General features: G+C 59.9%; 11 protein-coding genes, 1 tRNA gene and 1 pseudogene. 10 read left to right on the top strand and 3 right to left on the bottom strand.

The window, feature by feature from the left end; translation table 11 throughout:
• The first annotated feature begins 34 nt into the window (after positions 1 to 34).
• Positions 35 to 1843 carry an ATP-binding cassette domain-containing protein gene (locus DDA93_RS12490; RefSeq protein ID WP_024476890.1) on the top strand — a complete coding sequence of 603 codons (1809 nt, stop codon included), beginning with the start codon at positions 35 to 37 and terminating at the stop codon, positions 1841 to 1843.
• Between the two features lie 392 nt (positions 1844 to 2235).
• Here DDA93_RS12490 and DDA93_RS16835 read toward each other — a convergent pair whose 3' ends face one another.
• A complete protein-coding gene (locus DDA93_RS16835) occupies positions 2236 to 2898 on the bottom strand; it encodes an HNH endonuclease (RefSeq protein WP_347693675.1) in 663 nt (220 codons plus the stop codon).
• Positions 2899 to 2936: 38 nt separating this feature from the next.
• Positions 2937 to 3833 (bottom strand): DUF222 domain-containing protein, encoded by an 897-nt coding sequence (locus DDA93_RS17140; RefSeq protein ID WP_347693678.1) that lies wholly within the window; start codon positions 3831 to 3833, stop codon positions 2937 to 2939.
• A 488-nt stretch (positions 3834 to 4321) separates the two neighbouring features.
• On the opposite strand from DDA93_RS17140, the gene DDA93_RS12500 reads away from it, so the two are divergent.
• The 3 genes and pseudogenes from DDA93_RS12500 to DDA93_RS12510 all read left to right on the top strand — a co-directional run bounded on the left by DDA93_RS12500 (position 4322) and on the right by DDA93_RS12510 (position 7020).
• Positions 4322 to 4393 (top strand) — tRNA-Gln (locus tag DDA93_RS12500).
• 196 nt (positions 4394 to 4589) lie between these two features.
• A pseudogene (glmU, locus tag DDA93_RS12505) lies at positions 4590 to 6034 on the top strand (bifunctional UDP-N-acetylglucosamine diphosphorylase/glucosamine-1-phosphate N-acetyltransferase GlmU).
• Entirely contained in the window at positions 6031 to 7020 is a 990-nt protein-coding gene (locus tag DDA93_RS12510) for a ribose-phosphate diphosphokinase (RefSeq protein ID WP_116778945.1), read from the top strand. Before glmU ends, DDA93_RS12510 begins: the two are co-directional and overlap by 4 nt.
• Positions 7021 to 7040: 20 nt before the next feature.
• Here the strand turns inward: DDA93_RS12510 and DDA93_RS12515 are convergent, their stop codons facing one another.
• The gene (locus DDA93_RS12515) at positions 7041 to 8354 is read right to left on the bottom strand and encodes a UDP-glucose/GDP-mannose dehydrogenase family protein (RefSeq protein WP_116778946.1); all 1314 of its coding nucleotides are present in this window, start codon (positions 8352 to 8354) and stop codon (positions 7041 to 7043) included.
• Positions 8355 to 8686: 332 nt separating this feature from the next.
• Between DDA93_RS12515 and DDA93_RS12520 the strand changes: the two genes are divergently transcribed.
• The 6 genes from DDA93_RS12520 to DDA93_RS12545 all read left to right on the top strand — a co-directional run bounded on the left by DDA93_RS12520 (position 8687) and on the right by DDA93_RS12545 (position 21039).
• Positions 8687 to 9310, top strand: coding sequence for a 50S ribosomal protein L25/general stress protein Ctc (locus DDA93_RS12520; RefSeq protein WP_024477531.1), 624 nt, complete (start codon positions 8687 to 8689; stop codon positions 9308 to 9310).
• Positions 9311 to 9329: 19 nt separating this feature from the next.
• Positions 9330 to 9917, top strand: coding sequence for an aminoacyl-tRNA hydrolase (pth, locus tag DDA93_RS12525; RefSeq protein ID WP_116778947.1), 588 nt, complete (start codon positions 9330 to 9332; stop codon positions 9915 to 9917).
• Between the two features lie 337 nt (positions 9918 to 10254).
• Positions 10255 to 12579, top strand: a complete 2325-nt coding sequence (locus DDA93_RS12530) for a LuxR family transcriptional regulator (protein WP_116778948.1) — start codon at positions 10255 to 10257, stop codon at positions 12577 to 12579.
• Complete coding sequence (locus tag DDA93_RS12535) at positions 12576 to 15260, top strand: LuxR family transcriptional regulator (RefSeq protein ID WP_116778949.1); 2685 nt, start codon at positions 12576 to 12578, stop codon at positions 15258 to 15260. The genes DDA93_RS12530 and DDA93_RS12535 overlap by 4 nt, the downstream gene beginning before the upstream one ends.
• Before the next feature lie 450 nt (positions 15261 to 15710).
• On the top strand, positions 15711 to 18356 hold the full coding sequence (locus tag DDA93_RS12540; protein ID WP_024477527.1) for a LuxR C-terminal-related transcriptional regulator: 2646 nt from the start codon (positions 15711 to 15713) through the stop codon (positions 18354 to 18356).
• A gap of 589 nt (positions 18357 to 18945) precedes the next feature.
• Positions 18946 to 21039: a helix-turn-helix transcriptional regulator gene (locus DDA93_RS12545; protein WP_162148077.1), complete on the top strand. Its 2094-nt coding sequence runs from the start codon at positions 18946 to 18948 to the stop codon at positions 21037 to 21039.
• Positions 21040 to 21336 lie beyond the last annotated feature (297 nt).

Below are 21336 nucleotides of genomic sequence, written 5' to 3' on the forward strand. Positions count from 1 at the left end.
TTTTTTAACTCCACGATTAGGAAGCAGCACTCCCTTGGCACATCTTCTGGGCGCTGAAAGCGTCAGCGTTACGTTTGCCACCCGCACAGTCCTTGACGGCGTTTCCCTCGGCATCGAGGACGGCGACCGCATCGGGATGGTGGGTCGCAACGGCGACGGCAAATCCACCCTGATGCGACTCCTTGCACAGCGAGCCACCCCCGATGAGGGACGTGTCACCCGACGACGCGACGTACACGTCGGGTATCTGGACCAGACGGACGTCCTGGACGGTGACCTTAGCGTTGGTGAGGCCATCGTGGGCGACCAGGCAGACCATGAGTGGGCGTCGAACCCCAAGATCCGCGACGTAATGGGCGGTCTCGTCGCCGAGGTTGACTGGCATGCGAAGGTCTCATCGCTTTCTGGTGGGCAGAAGCGTCGGGTCGCGTTGGCGAAGCTCCTGATCGGCGATGACGACGTCATCATGCTCGACGAGCCCACCAACCACCTCGATGTGGAGGGCGTGGCGTGGCTTGCCCGCCACCTTGCCGAGCGCTGGCGTCCGACCGACGGTGGCCTGCTGGTAGTGACCCACGATCGCTGGTTCCTGGACGAAATCTGTACCCGCACGTGGGAGGTGCACGACGGCGTCGTCGACGGGTTCGACGGCGGTTACGCAGCCTATGTCCTGGCCCGCGCAGAGCGTGACCGGATGGACTCGGTGGTCGAAGGAAAACGGCAGCAGCTGGTCAAGAAGGAACTGGCCTGGCTACGCCGGGGCGCTCCCGCACGGACGGCCAAGCCGAAGTTCCGCATTGAGGCGGCGAACGCGCTGATCGCGGACGTGCCCGAGCACCGGGATTCGCTCGCGTTGAGCAAGATGGCGATGGCACGTCAGGGCAAAGATGTACTGGATTTGGAGAATGTTTCGCTGGCGTTGGGGGAGAAGACCCTCTTCGACGGAATTACTCTCCGGTTGGCTCCCGGGCAGCGGCTGGGCCTGGTGGGCGTCAACGGGTCGGGCAAGACCACCCTCCTGCGGATGCTGAACGGTGACGTCACTCCTGACGCCGGTCGGCTGAAGAAGGGCAAGACGGTTCAGACGGCAGTGCTCTCCCAGGAGGTCAAGGAGCTCGACGAACTCGAGCACCTGCGCGTCACTGAAGTGATCGAGCAGGAAAAGCGAGTGTTCAGCGTCGGCGGTCGCGAGGTTTCTGCCAGTCAGCTGGTGGAACAGCTTGGCTTCACCAACGAGAAGCAGTGGACAAAGGTGAAGGACCTCTCGGGTGGCGAACGACGTCGGCTGCAGCTGCTTCGGCTACTGGTCGGTGAGCCGAACGTGCTGATGCTTGACGAACCAACCAACGACCTCGACACCGACACTCTGGCAGCGATCGAGGATGTGCTGGACGGCTGGCCGGGTACTCTCGTGGTCGTCTCGCATGACCGCTACCTGCTGGAACGGGTCACTGACTCCCAAATGGCGCTGCTGGGTGATGGGAAGCTCCGTGATCTGCCCCGCGGTGTCGATCAGTATCTGGAACTGCGACGCGCGGCTGAAGCCGGGTCGGGCGCTTCGCCCCTGAACTCCGACGAAGGGCAGAATGGCGCGGAGTCCGCTGCCAGGTACAGCTCCGAGGAGACAAGACAGGCGAAGAAGGACCTGACCCGCATCGAACGCCAGCTCGGCAAGGCGGCGGCGCAGGTCGAGAAAATTCAGCACCAAATGAATGATGGAGCTTCGGGAGACGTCGACTTCGACAAGATGGCAACCCTCAATAAGAAACTCCAGGTAGTTCAGGCCGAACAGCAGGATCTGGAACTGCAGTGGCTTACCGCTGCCGAAGTGCTCGGTAAGTAGGAATTCAAGTGTGAGTGAGTTCCCATTCAAGTACCATCTGCATAAATTGAAGTAGGCGGCAGTATTCCGGGTCCACCAGGCGGCGCCTACCTTGGGTGTATGACAAATGTAGCTGGATTACCTCGAGGTAGGCGTCGCGATAAGTACCGGATGCGTCACTCTGACAAGCTGGCGCTGGTGGGGGTTCTCGTCCTCACAGCGGTAGCTGCAGCTGTGTTCCTTTTCGCGATTCTGTAGAGGCCGACCAGGCAGCAGCACGGCGATAGCTGTGACCATCAGCCTGCTGCTGATCTACACCTACCATCTGGTGGAGGATCCGATCCGCCGGTCCAACTGGCTCCGGGGCACGCGCGGGCGTATCCGGAGAGGTCCTCGGGTTCGTATCACCGGGGCTAGAAGGGCGGGGGGATGTCGGGTGGTGGGGCTGGTGGTGGGTCGGCGGTGGTGAGGTAGGTTTCGCCGAGTGGTGAGATCGCGATGATGGTGCCGGGGTCGGGTTGTTGGTAGTGCCAGTAGCCTTCGGTTTTGAACATGTGGTGGCGTTTACACAGGGACGCCAGATTCCCGTAGCTGGTTGTGCCTCCTTGGGACCAGGGGGTGGTGTGGTCGAGTTCGCAGAACACCGCCAACCGGTTACATCCCGGATGCCGACACGTCCCGTCCCGGACCCGGACCGCATCCTTCAGGTCCTGCGGGACCCGGTACGTGGTCGCATCAGCGCCTAACCTGGCCCCGGTAAAGGGGTGGGTGAGGATCCTGGTGAACGATGGTGCGTGCCCGGCGAGCTTCCGTGCCGTCTCAGGATCAATCGGACCGTACCCTTCCAGTTCACCCGGGGCATCCCCGCCGAGGAGAGTCATCACCGGGACCGTGACGAACACCTTCGCCTGCACACCCCAATACGTGCTCGCCTCCCCCGACTGACCCGACCCGTCGCCACTGTTGGACCCGTTGGACCCGGTCGACGCGTTATGACCGTTGCCGCCGCTGCCGCCGCTGCCGGGTTCATGATCGCTCCTGGGCGCGGAATCTGCGGGCACGGAATCTGCGGGCACGGAATCTTCGAGCCCGCTGGTCCCTCTGGCCGGGCCACTCAGGTATCCGGTGGGTCCGGCACTGGTGAGGACATCCACCAGAACATCGGCCCTGAGTTGGGTGAGAGTCCTGGCCTCGTCCGGGCCCTGCAAGGCCCGGGCTGCGGTGTCGACGCGGTGGAAGATCCCGGCGGCCTGTTCGGAGGGTAGGAAGGCTTGGAGCCAGGCCATCCCGTCCTGCGCCGGGTCCAGATACACGCGCCGGTCCTGGAGGCTTTTTGGCGCCGGAGGGTGATTGATTCGGGGTGTAGGGCTTCGCGTAGCCGTTGGGCTTGGCGGGTGAACTTCGCGACCGTGGTCTGACACGCCAGGCCGATGAGGTGGGCTTCGAACGCGGCCCTCACCGCTGGGACGGTGTTGGGGATGCTGGTGGCTTCCTGTACCACGGCGGTGGCGTGGCGTTGGGAGAGCTTGCCGTCCTCCAGGGCGCGTAGCGTGGCCGGATACTCACGGGTCAGTAGTTCACTGGTCTCCAGGAGGAACTCTGCGGTCCGTTCCGGGATGCGCAGTGCGGCGCTGATCTCCGCGCTGGCCAGGGCATGAATACGGTCCAGGTCTTCGACCCAGGGGTGTTCCTCGGCGATCAGGTCATGAAGATGGGTGGCCGCTTTGGCTTCCTGCGCGTCGACCCAGGACCGCAACACTGCGAGCGTTTTGAGTAGGTTCACGGTCTGCTGAGCGTTCAACGTCACCATCGCCGCGACCGACACCTGGCCAGACAACGGCAACGGAGCCCCCGGACCGGTCGGATTCGTCGGAGCGGTCGGAGCGGTCGGAGCGGTCGGAGCGGTCGGAGCGGTCGGAGCGGTCGGAGCGGTCGGAGCGGTCCAGGTCGCTTCCCCGCCCAGCGGACCGCCCGGACCGTACCCACCCGCATTCCCCGAAGCAGTGTTCACGGACCCGCTCTCGAAGACGGAACCGGGGCCAGAATCCGGGCCAGAACCGGGGCCGGATTCGGGGGAGAATCCCGATCCGGGAGCAGAAGCGTCGCTGCCTTTCATACCTTTATTCCATCATCGCCTACTGACAAAATAGGGGCCGATTCAGGGCCACCAAAAAAACTTTTTCAACTCTTTTTCGGGCCCACATAACCAACACCGGACCGCCCCCTGGGCACCCGCTGCAACGAGAGATGCAGCGCATCAAGGTGCACGAGTCCGCTGCAGTTCACTTCCTGGTGGGAGGGAAATACTGTGTTAGGGCCCATGTGCAGGTTCCATGCTGGAAGGGATGGCCCGCAACCGAGGAAACCCGGCGAGGTGACTCTGCCCACTTCGCCACGGACTGACCGGATGGGGGCTACCAAGTCGCAGGATGCCCCCGACTCGTGGCAAACTGGATAACCGCGCTTCGGGACGGAAATTAGTCAGTTCCTTCAGCGCAGTCCGCCCTGGTGTAATGGCAGCACCCCAGCCTTTGGAGCTGTGGAGTATAGGTTCGAATCCTATGGGCGGAACTGTCGGGCGGTAGTGCCGCGGGTAGTATTGCCGGTGTGAGCCTGTACTTTTCCGGTTGACAGAGAAACTACAGGCAGGAGTGTCTCCTCAATGGGTCCGCAGACCTCAAACACGCATCCCCAGGTATCAGACTCAGAGGCAGGAGCACTTCGCCCGGCCGCTGTCATCGTGCTCGCCGCGGGCGCGGGTACCCGGATGAAATCCCGTACACCGAAGATCCTTCACACTCTGGGCGGGCGATCGATGGTGGGGCATGCCATGGCCGCGGCCAGGGGAGTGGTCCCCGAGGCAATGGCTGTCGTGGTCCGGCACGAACGAGACCTCGTCGCCAGCCACATTGCCAGCCTCGACCCGGGAGCGGTCATCGTCGACCAGGACGATGTGCCAGGCACCGGTCGAGCAGTTCAGGTAGCGCTTGACGCACTTGACCGGGCCGCCGGGGCGCCCCTTGAGGGAACCATAGTTGTCACCTACGGAGACGTGCCGCTGCTGACAGCCGACACTCTCGCTCAGCTGGTTGAATCCCACTCGACCAAGGACAACGCGGTGACCGTGCTGACCGCCGTTCTTGAGGACGCTACCGGCTATGGGCGGATTCTGCGGGCCGCCGACGGCACTGTCACCGGCATCGTCGAGCACAAGGATGCCACCGACGCCCAGCGGTCCATCAACGAGATCAACTCGGGCATCTACGCGTTTGACGCGGCAATTCTGCGCAGCGCCCTCACCTCAGTCACCGCAGGGAATTCCCAGGGCGAAATGTACCTGACCGATGTCCTAGGCATCGCTTCAGACCGGGGTGGCAGGGTCGCCGCCGTCGTCTCCGACGATCCTTGGCAGGTAGAGGGAGCCAACGACCGCGTGCAGCTGGCAGCCCTCGGCGCCGAGCTCAACCGTCGCACCCTGACCCGATGGATGCGCTCCGGTGTGTCAATCATCGACCCCGCCACCACCTGGATCGATACCTCGGTGCAGCTGGCAGAGGACGTCACGATCCTGCCTGGCACCCAGCTTCACGGCGCCTGCGAGATTGCGCGCGACGCCGTCGTCGGCCCTGACACCACCCTCACCGATGTGGTGGTGGGGGAAGGGGCGACAGTGCTTCGGACCCATGGATCCGGTGCCGCTATCAGCGCCCGCGCCACCGTTGGCCCGTTCACCTATTTGCGACCCGGAACGGTCCTCGGCGAGGACGGCAAGATCGGGGCATTCTACGAGACGAAGAACGTCATCATCGGTCGCGGATCGAAGCTGTCACACCTCGGGTACGCGGGGGACACCGAGATCGGTGAGGACACGAACATCGGCTGCGGCAACATCACCGCCAACTACGACGGCGTGAACAAGCACCGCACCACCATCGGCAGCAATGTCCGCACCGGATCGAACACCGTCTTCGTCGCCCCGGTGACAATCGGCGACGGCGCCTACACTGGCGCCGGCGCCATTGTGCGCAACGAGGTTCCGCCGGGCGCACTTGCTGTCAACGTCGCACCCCAGCGCACCGTCGAGGGTTGGGTGCAGGCCAAACGCCCCGCAGCTCAGCCGCAAACGCGGCCCAAGCGGCCGCTCCTGAAAAACTTGCCACCGGTGAATCCACCAGCAGCATCACCAGCACTGACGAAAGCGACCGTTCATGAGTGAGATCACCGCACGCGGCGAGAAGAAACTGGTCCTGGCCTCTGGCCGGGCCCACCCGGAACTTGCGGAGGAAATTGCTGCAGCACTTGGCACCGAGCTGCTGCCCATCTCCGCCTACGATTTCGCGAACGGCGAGATCTACGTTCGATCCGGCGAGAGCGTGCGCGGCACCGACGTGTTCGTTATCCAGGCACACCCGGCGCCCCTGAATAACTGGCTGATGGAGCAGCTCATCATGATCGATTCGCTGAAGCGTGCATCGGCCAAACGGATCACTGTTGTCTCCCCGTTCTACCCCTACGCCCGGCAAGACAAGAAGGGACGCGGCCGCGAACCGATCTCCGCGCGGCTCGTCGCCGACCTGTACAAGACGGCCGGCGCCAACCGGCTCATGTCCGTTGACCTGCACACCTCGCAGATCCAGGGCTTCTTCGACGGTCCCGTAGACCACCTGATGGCCATTCCGTTGCTCGCTGACTACATCCGCACCCGGGTCGACGCCGACAACGTCACCGTGGTGTCCCCCGACACCGGCCGGGTCAGGGTAGCCGAGCAGTGGGCCGAGCGGTTGGGCGGGTCACCGCTGGCTTTCGTGCACAAAAGCCGCGACCTCACGGTTCCCAACCAGGCCGTCTCCAAGCAGGTAGTGGGTCAGGTCGAGGGACGGACTTGTGTGCTGATCGACGACATGATCGATACTGGCGGGACCATTTCCGGGGCGGTCCAGGTTCTGAAGAACGCGGGCGCCAAGGATGTCATCATTGCCGCGACCCACGCCGTGTTCTCGGACCCGGCGGCCCGCCGTCTTTCCGAGTCCGGCGCCCGCGAGGTAGTGGTGACCAACACCCTGCCCATCCCATCCGAAAAGCGGTTCCCGCAGCTCACCGTGCTCTCAATTGCGCCGCTGATCGCGCGGGCAATCCGTGAAGTGTTCGACGACGGATCCGTCACCAGCCTCTTTGACGGCAACGCTAGAGTCGACTGATTGGGGTATCGGGATGGCCGTTACGGCCGCCCGATACCCTGGTAGGTCCACCCAGCGGCCCGCCACTGGACTGGATCCAGAACGTTACGTCCGTCAAGAATGTTTTTGCTCGTTACCTGCGAGGCCAGGTCCGCCGGACTCAGCGAGCGGTACTGATCCCATTCAGTCAGGACCAGCAGGGCGTTGGCTTTGGTGACTGCCGCATTGAAATCGGGCTCGTAGGTTAGCTCCGGGAAACGACCCTTCGCATTACTCAGAGCCTCCGGATCGGTAACTGTCACGTCAGCGCCCTGAAGCTGGAGTTGGGCAGCGATGCTGAGTGCGGGGGAGTCCCTGACGTCGTCGCTATTGGGCTTGAACGCTACCCCCAACACAGTGATCCGTTTCCCGAGGAGCGATCCGCCCACCAACTGGCGGGTCAGCTCGACGACCCTGATCCGACGTCGGAGGTTGATGTCATCCACCTCCCGAAGGAAGGTCAGGGCCTGATCAGCGCCGAGCTCGCCCGCTCGTGCCATGAACGCACGAATGTCCTTGGGAAGACAGCCCCCGCCAAAACCGATGCCCGCGTTGAGGAACTTGCGGCCAATCCTGTCGTCCATCCCGATAGCGTCCGCCAGGAGGGTGACATCCGCTCCCGCCGCGTCGCATACTTCCGCCATCGCATTGATGAAAGAAATCTTGGTTGCCAAGAACGAGTTCGCCGCCGACTTGACCAGTTCAGCGGTGGCATAGTCGACAACCAGCCTCCTGGTGCCCAGCCCCATCGGTCCCGCATACACCTCATCAAGCTGCTCGGTAGCCCGATGCCCGTCCTCGCCGGACGGCACTCCGTACACCAGTCGGTCGGGGCTAAGGGTGTCCTTGACGGCGAAGCCCTCTCGCAGGAACTCAGGGTTCCACGCCAGGGTGGCTTCGGGAAACCTCTCCAACAGGTCATCGGCGAGCCGCGCAGCAGTACCCACTGGAACCGTTGACTTCCCGACCACCAGGTTTCCGGCCTCAAGCGCGTCAATGAGCGAGGAGAACGCAGCGTCCACGTATTTCAGGTCGGCGGCGTATTCGCCCTTCCGCTGCGGTGTCCCTACGCAGAGGAAATGCACCTGCGAACCCCGGGCATCCGCGATGTTTGAGCTGAATTTTAGCCGGCCGGTTTGGAGGACTTCGTGAAGAAGCTCCGGCAGGCCGGGCTCGAAAAAGTGGGACCGGCCAGCCTGGAGTTCGCTGATCTTCCGCTCGTCCACATCGATTGCGACGACTTCGTGTCCCAACTTCGCCATGCAGGCCGCGTGAACTGCGCCAAGGTACCCACAACCGATAACAGATATTCGCATGCTGATCCTTCGTACGGCCTGTCCGGGTTTCGTCGGGAAACCCGCCGGGCGTCCTCGATTTCAACGGTATGTGTCACACATTAGAGGATCATGAGGAACACCAGATGACGACGCCGGCTTCCGGGCTTCGGCGGTGTCCTTCCGGACGCTCAGGGTGCTGTAGGATTGAACGCGATGCCTAGGCGAGGGAGCATCCCGGTACCTCCGGGAATTGTTCCGTGATCGACGGTGGCTAGTGACGAGAGTCCAACACTAAGCGTGTTGACTGTTTCTAGACAGATGCCGATCGTTTGCCCAGCAACGATCCACTACTCGTCAACACAGGAGACTCAATGTCTGACCTCACGCTCCCCGCAGAAGTACGCACCGAATTCGGCAAGGGTGCAGCACGCCGCGCACGCCGCGAGGACAAAATCCCCGCGGTCATCTACGGCCACGGCGCCGATCCCATCCACGTTCTGCTGCCCTCCAAGGCCACCACGCTGGCACTGCGGACCTCCAACGCCCTGCTTACCCTCGACGTCGAAGGGGAAAAGCACCTCGCCCTCGCCAAATACGTGGTCCGCAACCCGCTGAAGCGCATCGTCGAGCACCTTGACCTCCTGACCGTTCGTAGCGGCGAGAAGGTCACTGTTGACGTCTATATCCACGTCGAAGGGGAACTGGCACCGGGTGCCGTCATGAACCTTGAGCACACCTCGGTTGAGGTTGAAGCAGAAGCAACCCATTTGCCGGATTCGCTGACCGTCAACGTCGAGGGACGCACCGTCGGCGAGCACATCCACGCCTCAGACATCGAACTGCCGAAGGGCGTCACCCTGCTGATCGAAGACGACACCCTGATCGTCAACATCAGCGAGCCGACCGTCCAGGACCTCGGCGAAGATGACGAAGAGACAGTCGCAGAAGGCGACGTTGTAGCTGCCTCCGGCGAGAAGTCAGAAGAAGGCGAGTAGCCACTTCTCCGGCGCGTTCATGGCGACTGACTCCTGGCTTGTAGTCGGGCTCGGCAACCCCGGTCCCGACTACAGGCATAACCGGCACAATGTGGGACAGATGGTTCTCGATGTCCTGGGCGCCCGGTTGGGCGGAAAGTTCAAAAGCCACAAAGCTCATGCCGCCGTGCTTGAGGGGCGGCTAGGTCTGGGTGGGCCGCGGTTGGTGCTCGCCAAGCCGCTGACCTTTATGAACCTGACAGGTGGCCCGGTGAACGCGCTGTGTCGGTTCTACGACATTCCCGCCGAGCGCGTTATCGCGGTGCATGACGAGATTGACATCGACTTCAGCACGGTCAAGCTGAAGACCGGTGGCGGTGAAGGCGGACACAACGGGCTTCGCGACATTTCCAAGGCACTCGGAACCAAGGATTACCTTCGGGTCAGGGTCGGAGTGGGTCGCCCGCCAGGCCGGCAGGATGCGGCTGACCACGTGCTCAGGGACTTCAGCTCGGTCGAGAAAAAGGACCTCGCGTTCCTTCTGGAAGATGTGGCCGACGCGGTGGAATCTCTCATCGTGGAGGGCCTTGTCAGCGCTCAGCAGAAGTTCCACTCCGCTGGGAAATAGCGTATAAAGTAAGTTGACAACCACCGGTCAGGGACAGCCAAAGCCCAAACCGCGTCAGGCCTACTAGGCCCCAAATACGGGGGCCGACGTTGGGCGGCCTCTGAGACTGGGCCACCCCCATCCCAACGTCGGTCCCTTTTTGTTGCCCTGGAACTTCTCCTGCCAGGCCCATGAAGCCGAGGTGCCGATTCGGCGTGTAATCGGGGCTAAGGATCCGAGTAGTCGTTGCGTGATGCCGCTCGGAAAATCGAGTAGTCGCTACTCATGCGCGCGATCAGCAAGGATCCTATGGTGATCAGTACTTCACACGCTGGGAACGCGAAGGGCTGGTCTCTCCATGAGTTTCGACCTTAATACGTATGTTTACCAAACCCCCCTATCATCACCGGGCTGTCCCCCGACGAATATGGTTTCTGGTGCGGGACAGGTTCAGCCGCCAACGGCGGGGATCCGCAGACAGCTCGCGGATTCAGTATGCGACCAGTTGGTTAATGAATCCGGCCCTCCTGGGGTGATTATCGTGGGTGAGGCCGGAAGCGGCAAGACGACAGTACTGCGATCGGTGATTGACCGTTTGCGATCGAGTACTTGCATTATTCATTTACGTGGCTCGAACCACGATACCCAATTGCGCTACGGCGCCTTGCGCGTACTACTTGCCGACTTGCCCGTCAACATTCTGGAGCACCCAGTACGGGTAATCACCGGCCTGACCCAGTTACTCGAAGAGCGTGCGTTAGGTCTCCCCAAAATTATTGTGGTCGACGACTCTGAGCTTCTTGATGAGGGTTCTGCAACCGTGCTGGGGCAGTTGGCTCAAACGGGATCAATTCGGCTACTCGCCGCCTGCGATAATCTTTCAAAAGCGCCAGTTTGTTTCCAGGATCTTTGTCGGAAGCAAACTCTTGCTCAGGTCAATCTGGCATCGATGACTCAACAAGATGTGGCCGCCGATATGAAGTCCGCTTTAGGGGGAGTGGTGTGTCGGGCGGCCTCGCTTTTTCTTCATCGGCAGAGTGGAGGAAACCCCCGGCTTCTGAACGCACTAGTAGACGACTACCTCTCCTCGGGTGCGCTGCGCTGTGTCAGTGGAGTTTGGGTGCTGACTGCTGCCGAGGTGGATCTGGGTCCGGCATCGGCCCGCATAGTGATGGACCAGATTGCAGCTCTCGAACCGTCGCAGCAGCAGCTGCTTGATGGCCTAGCGGCGGCCGAGGCTACTCCCCTGGCCGCAGTTGCGGCAGATCAATTAGGTGATCTGGATGCACTTCACGAACTGAAGATGGTGTCGATCGAGAGGGATCATCGGGCTGTCGTCTCGGTCACTGGCCCCCTGCTCAGGGATGCCCTCCTCGGGAGAGCTAGCCGGGTCGATCTGCGGTGGGCAGAACAGACAATCGGTTGGGACCCATTGTCTGCCCGGACAGAGAATGATCTCGCGTCCGCGGGACACTTGAACCGCGCGTATCGAGCAGCTTACGACGGCGATTATCGTCGGACTATCGACGAGTTGACGTCGCCGACGTTTGATCCTTATGCAATTGATCGAGGCGAGCGTCTTCAGGTATCCATTCTGATGTGTGAAGCCTTAGCTTTCACCGGCCGAGAGGATGAGGCAAGAGAGACAGCGAAGGCTTTTGCCCCTTCTCGCCTTTCAGACGGCCGGCCGCAGTTGGCACGAATTGCCGTCACGTTGGCAACGCTGGAAGCAGTGAGTGGAGACATGACGGCGATGCTCGAGGTGGCGGGGCGACACCTCGGTGGGGCGGGACGAAGCACCGGAACGTATGAAGAAATCGTCGAGGGTTTGGTCCACGCTGTTGGAGGCCGTCCCGTTGAGGCTGAAAGTTTCTTGACTCCGGCTCTGTCCCAGCTTCAAATATCTGATCCTGGTGGGGTAACTCCGCTGGTCGCTGCAGCCTTAGCCTGGATTACCTCGGAAGATTCCCCAGAGCGCGCAGAACGATATTTACTGGCGGCCTCTAATCCGTCCAATAAGGTGCCGTGGATAGTGCGAAGACTAACCAAGCACTTTGCCGCATTGGCTTTGCAGGGCATTGTTTCCGCTGATAGAGCTGCACTTGCATTGAAGGCCCTCATTGAAGAAGACGGAGAGCGGGGAAACTCTTTCTGGCAACTGCTGACGTTGTCCCACGTACTGAGGCTCGGGGACCAGAGTGTGGCACGGTCGGTTATGAAACTGGGAGTGACCTGCCAGGGGCGCTACGCATCTCTTTGCGCGCTGTATGCCAAGGGGGTCGAGACGGAAGACCCCGATCTGGTGTTGGAGGCAATGGGCATAGCCCGGACAAATGGTGACCTGCCATTTGCCCGTGACGCCGCCGCAGCAGCGACTCAGCTCGCTGATCAGTCGGAATGTGCCGGGCTTAGGGCACATGTCGCTGACCGGGTGCGCGGGATTATTGGATCGACCAGTACAGCTCTAGGGGCACGCCGACAGCTAGCATCCCTAACGACGCGCGAATTAGAAGTTGTGAAAGCAATGGTGGAGGGCACTACCAACCGGGATCTTGCAACAACTTTGGGGGTCAGCGTCCGCACCGTCGAAGGGCATTTATATCGTGTCTACACAAAACTGCACGTCCGGACGAAGTCAGAGTTGCTAGCCAAAGTTGCACTCGGCGAGGTAACCACACAATGAGCATTCAGGCCGAACCTGGCGGGCTTATTGGTCGCGAAAGGGAGGTTGAGGAGATTTCGGCGAGCATTATGAACCCGACCATTGGTGGTGTTTTGGTCTGTGGCCCCTCGGGCATCGGTAAAACGGCAGTTGTAGACTCCGTGCTGGATCGGTTGAAGTCGAAAACCTTATCGGTTACCGTTTACGCCGATTCAACCCTTAGATGCGTTCCCTATGGTGCGCTGGCGCCGGTGATCGGGGGTCAGTATCTATCCGATGTAGGCTCGCCCCTTTCAGTACTCCGCCTCATCAAATCGGGTCTTCGGACAACCGCAGCTAGCGATCTTCGGCTGCCGGTGTTGGTCGTCCTGAGGAATGCCCACCACCTAGATGAGGATAGCGGTCACCTACTAGGACAGCTTGCGGTTGCCGGGGAAATTCGGCTGCTAGCAGTTTCCGATGAACCCGGGGACAAACCCATAGAACTTCATGAGCTTTGGCGGGATGGACTAGTCAAGCGGGTTGACCTCGCGGCACTTAGCCGTGATCAGACCGCTCGACTCTGTCAGCAGCAGCTTGGAGGCACAGTCAGTGCAGGCACTGTAGCTTTGATTTTTGACTGGTCTCAAGGGCGCCCCTACCTTGCCAGGGCGCTCATCTCCCACTTCATCAGCGCTGGGGCCTTGGTTGAGACAAACGGTGTCTGGTTAATCTCCTCTACCCCGGAGTCTTTAGGTGATGTGCTTCTTGATCGTGTGAAGAATATCCTCAACGAATGTAGCCCGGCCGAACGCCAGGTGGTGGAAGCGGTTGCATCGGTGGGATGCATGCCCGTGGCCCTTGCTGGGAAAATTCTGGACGCGGTTGCGATGGACGGAGCGTTTCAGCTCAATCTTCTGGCCTACTCAAACCATCATGGCGGCGCCAAGAGTTGCATAACAGTCGCACCAAAGTTGTATGGAGAAGTTATTACAAGCCTCATGCCACCGGGCAGGCGTGTCCAGATCATTCGATGGCTCCAAGAATCGGTGGTGGGTCAGAGTGAATTGGAGGCCGTCTGCGCCAGTACCCTCGTTACATTCAAGTTGGAACTTGGCTACTCCGTTGACGATCACGATTTGCTAGAAGCGGCACGGCAGGCGAACAACGGTTATGCGCCCGGCCTTGCTGAACGTTTTTCTGCGGCAGTAACCTCACGTCAATTCGCCATTGCTGCTCGGGTAGAAAACGCGCGGAGCCTGTTGGGCCTTGCCGACATTGAAGCCGCAGCGTCCGAAGTTTCTGGCCTGATCGAAAGCGCAACAGATGTGTACACCCTTTGTGCGGCGGCGGTCACCGAGGCACAGATTTACCTGCGAGGTGGGGGAGGGCCTGATGGTCTCCTGGCCATAGCGGGAAGGTGGACTAAAGCCGGACATCGACTGCCTCCAGAACAGTTCTTTCACCTCGAGCGGGGCTCTGCGGTCTTGAAGAATTTAGCATTCAGCCTCGCAGGGGATTATGCCGCCGCCATTTCGGGGCTTCGGCAAATAGTTGAGGAACACTCACCGGAGACTCTCGCTAGCGGTTTTGCCCGGGTGCTACTTGGGGAATTGTCGGCGATCACAGGGCGCGCATCCGATGTTAGTGGAACTGTGTGGCGAGCAGTTTCGGAGACAAGGCCCGGAGGACTGATGGCTGATCACTATCGGGCTATCATCACCCGACAGGGTGTGCTGTCGGTGCAGATCAGAGACGACGCAGCAGTCGCCCAATTACTGCAATGGCATGAGCAGAACGCTCCGAAACAGGTTCAATACTTTGGCGGGGAAATGACGGCTATCGAAGGAATGATGGAGGTTCGACGCGGGCGAGTAAGAGCTGGGTGTGAACTACTGGCCGATGGAATCGAAGTGTTGCGATATTCCGATCCAGAATTGGTGCTGCCACTGGCGCTCGGTACTGCCGCTTTTGCTTGGGGACTTGTCGGCAGGCTGGACAAGTCCACCTCCTATGCACACGATTTAGATGCGCTCCCCTACCAAGGAGACCTACCCCGGCGGCTGGTCTCCAATGCCTATGTGACAGTTGCACGGTCGTGGCCCGCCGTGAATGCGCCTGATTTATCGGTCGTGGTGGCACGGGCCGATCAAGCCCGGTCCCTCGGATTAGTCCACGCTGAAGCCGAGATTCTTGAGATTCTTTTTTTGTTGCAGCATCCAGTGCCGCAGCAGCGATTTCGAACTGTCTCTGAGCGCATTGACGGAATCGGCTCTGAAGCTGCTTACATTATGGCTGAGGTGGCCGAATCAAACGATCCAGCTCGATTCACCGCAGCTAGTGATCGGGCGCTAGACAGTGGTCTGCTGCTGCTAGGTGCTGAATGTCTCGCCAGGGCGGCCGTCTGCTATAACCGTCTGGGGAAGTGGAGGGCCCAACACGCTGTATTACAGCGATTGCGCGGGCTGGGTCACACGCTCGGGGATGTCCGCACAGCTGCGATTAGTGACAACGCAATGGCCCGGGTCGCGCTAACCCGGCGCGAAAAGGAGATCGCCGCCCTCGCTGCAGAAGGGGCTGCTACAAGCGAGATAGCGCACAGCCTCACGGTGTCTCCCCGGACAGTAGAGGGGCATCTTTACCGGGTTTATTTGAAGCTTGGTATCAGCGGTCGTGACGAACTGATGCGGGGATTCGTTTCTGCAGGAGTTACGCCCAAATAGTAGGCGCGTAACGCTGTTCCGCCTTGAAGTAATCGCGGCCCGTAATACGAGTAGCTCCTACCCGTGTGTGGTCACCGGTCGTTTAATTACGCTTCAGTAGTCTCCCAAAGCAGGGCGCGCTGGCGAAATACCGTTCGCCTGCGGTGGTGGACCCACGGTCGGGCCGGCGGCGGACAGCCTCCTGAGACCGGGCTGACCCCAGCCCGTCGTCGGCCCCACCTTGATAACCACAGCATGCGACAGATAGTTGTTCCGGCAGGTGGCTGAGAGATATGTCATCCTTTTTAGTGCCTTATTCATCGATCCAGCGTATCGTTATGGTCTAATGCGGTCGGCGTAGGGACGTTCTCTACATCACCGTAAGACCTGGAGGCGGGAGACAGCCGCTTCCTCGGAACTGCCGGGCTGGGACGACTCGCCGTGCCGACCTGCACCATGTAGTGGGGCGCTATGTTTGCGGTGCAAGGAGACTGGCCGATTATTGGCCGGGATGAAGAGTTGGACAAACTGCGGGAAGCCGTGCGCAGATCAGACTGTCGCGGTGCGATATTGACGGGTCAGGCTGGAATAGGCAAAACGGTTCTGGCGCAGAAGGTGGCCCGCGAGGTCGATGAGGACTATGAGCTTCTCTACATCAGGGGGAGTGCACTCACCTCGGGTATGCAGTATGGAGCGCTCAATTTTGTTCTCACGGAGCTGGACGATGAGGCCGTCGACAACCCTCTGATCCTCCTGAAGAGTTTGCGGGATCTGTTTTCAAAACGGATAGCTGGCAAGCAGACACTTATACTTGTTGATAACTTAGAGGATCTAGACAGCGCCTCTGCGATGGCGATAGCACACCTTGTTCGGGCCGGAGCCGCCAAAGTGCTCCTCATTTGTCAACACCTTCAGGCCGCACCCGACGATTTTAGCGACCTCTGGAAAGACGATCTTATTCACCGGGTCGATGTCAAACCGTTGTCCCTTGCTGACTCCAATCGATTACTCACCGCAGGGCTTCCTGGATCGGTGTCCCGATCCGTTGTCCTGGATATGTGGCATGCCAGTGGCGGCAATCCGCTATTCCTGCAGGCCATCGCCCGGGAGCAAGTCGAATCTGGCTACATCACCACCCAAGACGGCATCTGGGTGTCAGGCTCCCGGAAGACGCCGGATCCTGGTCGTATTATCACCGAACGGATCTCCACCAGTCTCGATCGGTTGACCCCAAATCAGCGAAAAACAGCAGAAATCGTCTCAATCGTCGGCGTGATCCCGCTGGAACTTCTCGATGAATTCTCGGGCGAGGCCGAGTTGGATGCACTCGTCGAAACAGGGGTCTTCCAGATCGATCATACGCAGCGGCCGATGGTTCGAATCGCTGTTGGTTTGATCGGCGACGTGATTCGACGACAGGTTCCACTCGGCCGGAGCCGGGACCTTCTTCACCAACTCGCAGCTTCCTCACTCAGCTTGCCGATGCCAGCGTTAAGCCGGATGAATTATGCGGCTTGGTGCCTGGAATGCTCGATGGACATCGCTCCGAAGTTAGCGATTGACGCCGCACGGTTAGCGAACCGCTATTACGACACGGATAGTGCACTTCGGTTCTTGAAGGCTGTTCCAGAAGAATTGAAGGGCGCATCGGAAGTCACAGAAGAAGCACGTGCATACGGGATACAGGGCGAGACTGATCGAGCGCTGGCCATTCTTGACAAAAATGATGGGTATGCACAGAACAGTTCGTTGCATGAGTGGGTCGGCATCCAAATGCTCAGGTGTCGACTCCTCACTAAGAATCCTGATCGTCACACGCAAGTGGATAGCATTCTCCACTTGGTTCGCGAGCGGGTGCAGGAAGAACAAGCCGACCACGGGGGTTCGGACGGATTGTTGGTCGAAATCGAGTTACTCGACGCCGAGTTGAGGGCGTACAACGGCAGGTACACATCGATGATTGAGCCCCTGGATGAGCTACTCAAGCAGGGCGAAGCGATGGATCCAGCTGTGCGTCATCAGTTCTGTGGCTGGCTGGCAGAGGCACTGAGTATGACAGGTCGCCAGGAAGACGCTGTTCAACTCAGTCGCCTAGTGGTGCTGCGATTATCCGACACCGACGAAGACCCGCTACTCGCAGAGTCCGCCTGGGCACGGCTGTTTTCAGTCATGCTGATTTCCGGCGAATGGGAACAGTGTCTATCAATGCTGAGTGAACATACGCAAGGATCACTTGCCGGGATCTTTGATGGGACCTCTCTCGAGCTAGCAGAAGGGTGTCTCTACGCCTACGCCGGCCGGGGTGATGACGCACTCGCTAAGCTCCTTCCAGCCGTCAGCCAGCTTAGGATTCGTGATCACCAGGATTTCCTGTCTCTTGCGGAAGCCGCGACTGCATACTCGTACTCCCTCACTGGGGATGTGAAATCATCGATGTCCCACCTCAAGGAGGTGGACTTAGAATCTCGCCGGTATGACTGGCATACCAGCCGGGCGACTCGGTACTTTGCCGTTCTGGCGTCAACTGCGACCCGCGACCCCCTCCACGCGGCCCAAGACATGCTCGAGCTAGCAGACGAGGATAGGGCTGAAGGAAACTTGGGACACGAGCTATTTTTTCTCTGCCAGGCAGTCCAGCTCGGACTGGACGATGTGGCTGAGCGGCTAGCCACGAGCGGGATGGACAGCCAAGGTGCCTACGCAGCTACCTGCGCGCTGTACGGAAAAGGAATAGCATCAGGAGACGCGGACCAGATGCTCAGAGCAGCCCAGATGGCCGCCGGAGTTGGTAACCTCCGGTTGGCTGTCGATGCTGCTTCCCTCGTGCAGAGACTGACTGCAGGCAGCGCATCGGAAGGAGATAGGGCGGCCGCTGTCGCCGCGGACGATGTACTCCGATCGCTCGGGCGCGGAAGTGGGGAGTTACGCCAACGGGCGCTTGAAAGCCTAACCGAGAGAGAGCGAGGCATAGCACTACTCGTCGCCGAGGGATCGACCAACCGGCAGATAGCTTCGATACTCACCTTGTCCATCCGAACGGTCGAAGGACACATTTATCAGGTATATGCCAAATTGGGTGTGTCGAACCGTAGCCAGCTGAAGATGATCCTTGCGTAGGTCTGAGACAGCTGAAGATATACGCTCCCCTCCAACTCATTTGGTTGGGAGACAAGTCTTGGTCGCTCAAATCCTTGAGCAGTTATCCGAAGCCCATCTTTATGGCGCCCTGGTGGTTGGCGAGCCAGGACTAGGTAAAACTGCCCTGTCCAGGGCCATCGTCGATGCTCTGGCCGATGAGGCGACCGTTATTCGCATCGGGGCTCAGCCATCTTTGAAAAAGGTTCCTTATGGTGCAATTGCACCGTATTTAACGGACCTGTCAGTGGCGGACGCGGGGTCGCCCATCGCGATCTACCGTGCACTCACTAAGCACTTAGGGCAGCAAAAGCCCGGGACTCCGGCGCCGCTGTTCGTTGTAGACGATGCACACGACCTCGACGATAGTACAAGCGTCCTACTCACCCAGCTCATCGCCACTCGAAGGGCTCGGGCCCTAGTGCTCGCCCGACCAACGCCAGGACCGCCGTCTGAGTTCCTCGCGCTCTGGCACGACAATATTTTGCATCGATATGACCTTGGTCCGTTGAATTTCCAAGAGATCCATGAGCTTTGCGTGAGGGAGCTAGGGGATCAGATTCTTTCAAGCGTGACTGCTCTCCTCAGCAAGACCTCAGAGGGCAATCCCATGTTCTTGCTGGCTTTGCTCCACTCGGATACACGTGCGAAGTTTCTCGTCGAGCGAAATGGAGTTTGGTGTCTGGCGGGTGAGCGTCCTGAGATTGACCTTCGACTTACTGACCTCATCCGGGGACAGTTGCGCGGGCGCACTCCGGCCGAGCTGGAGGTACTCGAAACCGTAGCGCTGGCTGAACCCGTAGCGCTCGGCATTCTGCGGACGAGTTGCGATCCCGAAGCCATCGATGCCTTAGCCAGGGACCAGCTGGTGGCCTTTTCGGAAGGAACCGACAAAGGGGTCGCCCTAGCTCACCCTTTGTATGGCGAAGTAATACGGGCTCTTGTGCCGATTGGACGAAGTATAGCTATTCGGAGACGCCTCCTGACGCTTTCGGAGTATCAGACAGGGTCAATCGAAGGGTTTCTTCGCTGGGTTTCGTGGGGCCTTGACTGTGGCGCCAGCATCGACGATGCCACCCTACTGAGGGCTGCAATCGTTGCCAACCGATTGTACGATCCCGCCTTTGCGCTTCGAGCAGCCCGGGAAGTCCAGGCTCCCGAACTCAGATCACGCGCGCTCATCGAAATTGCCCATGCCCGGATGACTAGGGGCGACTTCACTTACGCACGCGAGCTGATAGACGAAACCCTGCAGAACTGCGTAAGCCTGCGGATCGCAAAGGAAGCGACATTGCTTTCAATAGACCTGCGGATGCGGTCCAGAAGCAACTCTGCTGAGATCCGACGTGATGCAGATCGATGGGCCGAGACTATCGACCGAATCGAGCAGCAGCAGGTCGGCGTTTCGGATCGATCCTTGCGGCGCTCCAGGCTCGGATGCCGCATACTGACGTGCTTCGTGATGAATCTGGATGGTCAGTACCAGGAGTCAGAGAAGTATCTTCTTGAGGTTCGAGATCATCCGGAAGGAACCGATGAGACTCGCCTTGCGGCGCTCGCTCTCTTAGGAGAGGTATTTGGGGCGACCGGGCGAGCCCTAGCGGGCGCTGCTGCGACCGCTGAAGCTTTGGCAATCATTGCGGAGCACGGTCACCGATTCTTGCGTCACCAAGAATTCGTGATTACCCGGCACGGAATGTCGCTAGTCCGGGCGGGATCATGGAAGGAAGTTGGAACCCTACTGGCGGATCACTCGCAGCCCACCGATGGCGGGATGATGCTCTTCGGGGGGATGCTCGAATACTTTGAAGGGGTCGTTGCCTTGCGCCAGGGCAAAATGCGGACAGCACGCAAGCGGCTAATACTCGCTGTTGAGGGTTTCAGGGAGTCGGACGTTGCGCAGCTTATGACGATATCGACCGGAATGGCAGCCTATGCATGCGCAATGGCGGGCGATAGTGCTGGCGCTCAACAGTATGCGAGTGAGTTCGCCGCCCTGCCAGCTTATGGTCCCCTTCAGTCTCGACTCCTAGGACAGATCTACGTGGTGGGCGCTGAGGCGAGGTTCAAGGGTGCGGCGGGAAGCATCGCTGAACTTCGCAGGATTGCTCACTATGCAAGTAATTCGGGCATGAAAGCTTTGGCGGCCTCGGCATTGGAACTCGCAGTCCGGCTCGGCGACACAGCGTCCCTCCCCTCGCTTGACGAGATTACCTCCGTTTTTGAAGGTGTTGACGGCGCAGTTGTGAATTCTATGGCCGCGGCGATGCGGGCAAAGGAAGCTGCCGCTCTGGAGTCAGCAGCAGTGAAAGCCAAGAACGCGGACTACCCGCTCATCGCGGCCGAATGCTACGGAACGGCGATTAACATACTCGCTCATAATGGGGCGGGGCAACGGGCACGTGCCCTGCAGTCTCCTTTGAACGAGCTAATCGAAAAGCTTGAAGGATTACAAAGGCCCCAATTCTCTGAGTCTCAGTCAGCGACGAAGCTGACGGAACGCGAGCGCGACATCGTCACCCTAGCCTCCCGGGGGCACTCCAACCGCGACATTGCTGAGCAACAGGGAGTATCGGTGCGCACGGTTGAGGGGCACCTCTACAGGATCTTTGCAAAACTAGGCATCAGCCGGCGCGAGGATCTCCGGGATGTGGACCCAACGTAGCTGTTACTACGTGATCACTGCGGCGTGCTGCGTACGGCATCCGCTCGCGGCAAGTAACACCTTCTGAAAAGATCCCCTTACGAGTAGTCTCCCCCGAGCGAACTCAGGTAGAAGCCACTCGTGTTCGGTTCGTGGCCGATTCATAGGCTTGCCATCGAAAGCAAACCTCTGGCATTTACGAATCGGGTCTCACCATGTTTATAGCCTCAACCCGCGGTGTCGGCCGCAGGCCATGTCGAAGAGCAAACTTTTTCCTGTCTTCATTCAACGGAATCCAGGCCTGGGATGGGCCGCTGG

Origin of the sequence: Arthrobacter sp. Bz4 (assembly GCF_003075455.1) — a bacterium.
GTDB lineage: Bacteria > Actinomycetota > Actinomycetes > Actinomycetales > Micrococcaceae > Arthrobacter_D.

Excerpts from the sequence above, each read along its gene's own strand:
- pth (WP_116778947.1), top strand. The coding sequence starts at position 9,330 with ATGGCGACTGACTCCTGGCTTGTAGTCGGGCTCGGCAACCCCGGTCCC.
- DDA93_RS12540 (WP_024477527.1), top strand. The coding sequence starts at position 15,711 with ATGTTTGCGGTGCAAGGAGACTGGCCGATTATTGGCCGGGATGAAGAG.
- DDA93_RS12520 (WP_024477531.1), top strand. The coding sequence starts at position 8,687 with ATGTCTGACCTCACGCTCCCCGCAGAAGTACGCACCGAATTCGGCAAG.
- DDA93_RS12515 (WP_116778946.1), bottom strand. The coding sequence starts at position 8,354 with ATGCGAATATCTGTTATCGGTTGTGGGTACCTTGGCGCAGTTCACGCG.
- DDA93_RS12510 (WP_116778945.1), top strand. The coding sequence starts at position 6,031 with ATGAGTGAGATCACCGCACGCGGCGAGAAGAAACTGGTCCTGGCCTCT.
- DDA93_RS12530 (WP_116778948.1), top strand. The coding sequence starts at position 10,255 with ATGAGTTTCGACCTTAATACGTATGTTTACCAAACCCCCCTATCATCA.
- DDA93_RS12535 (WP_116778949.1), top strand. The coding sequence starts at position 12,576 with ATGAGCATTCAGGCCGAACCTGGCGGGCTTATTGGTCGCGAAAGGGAG.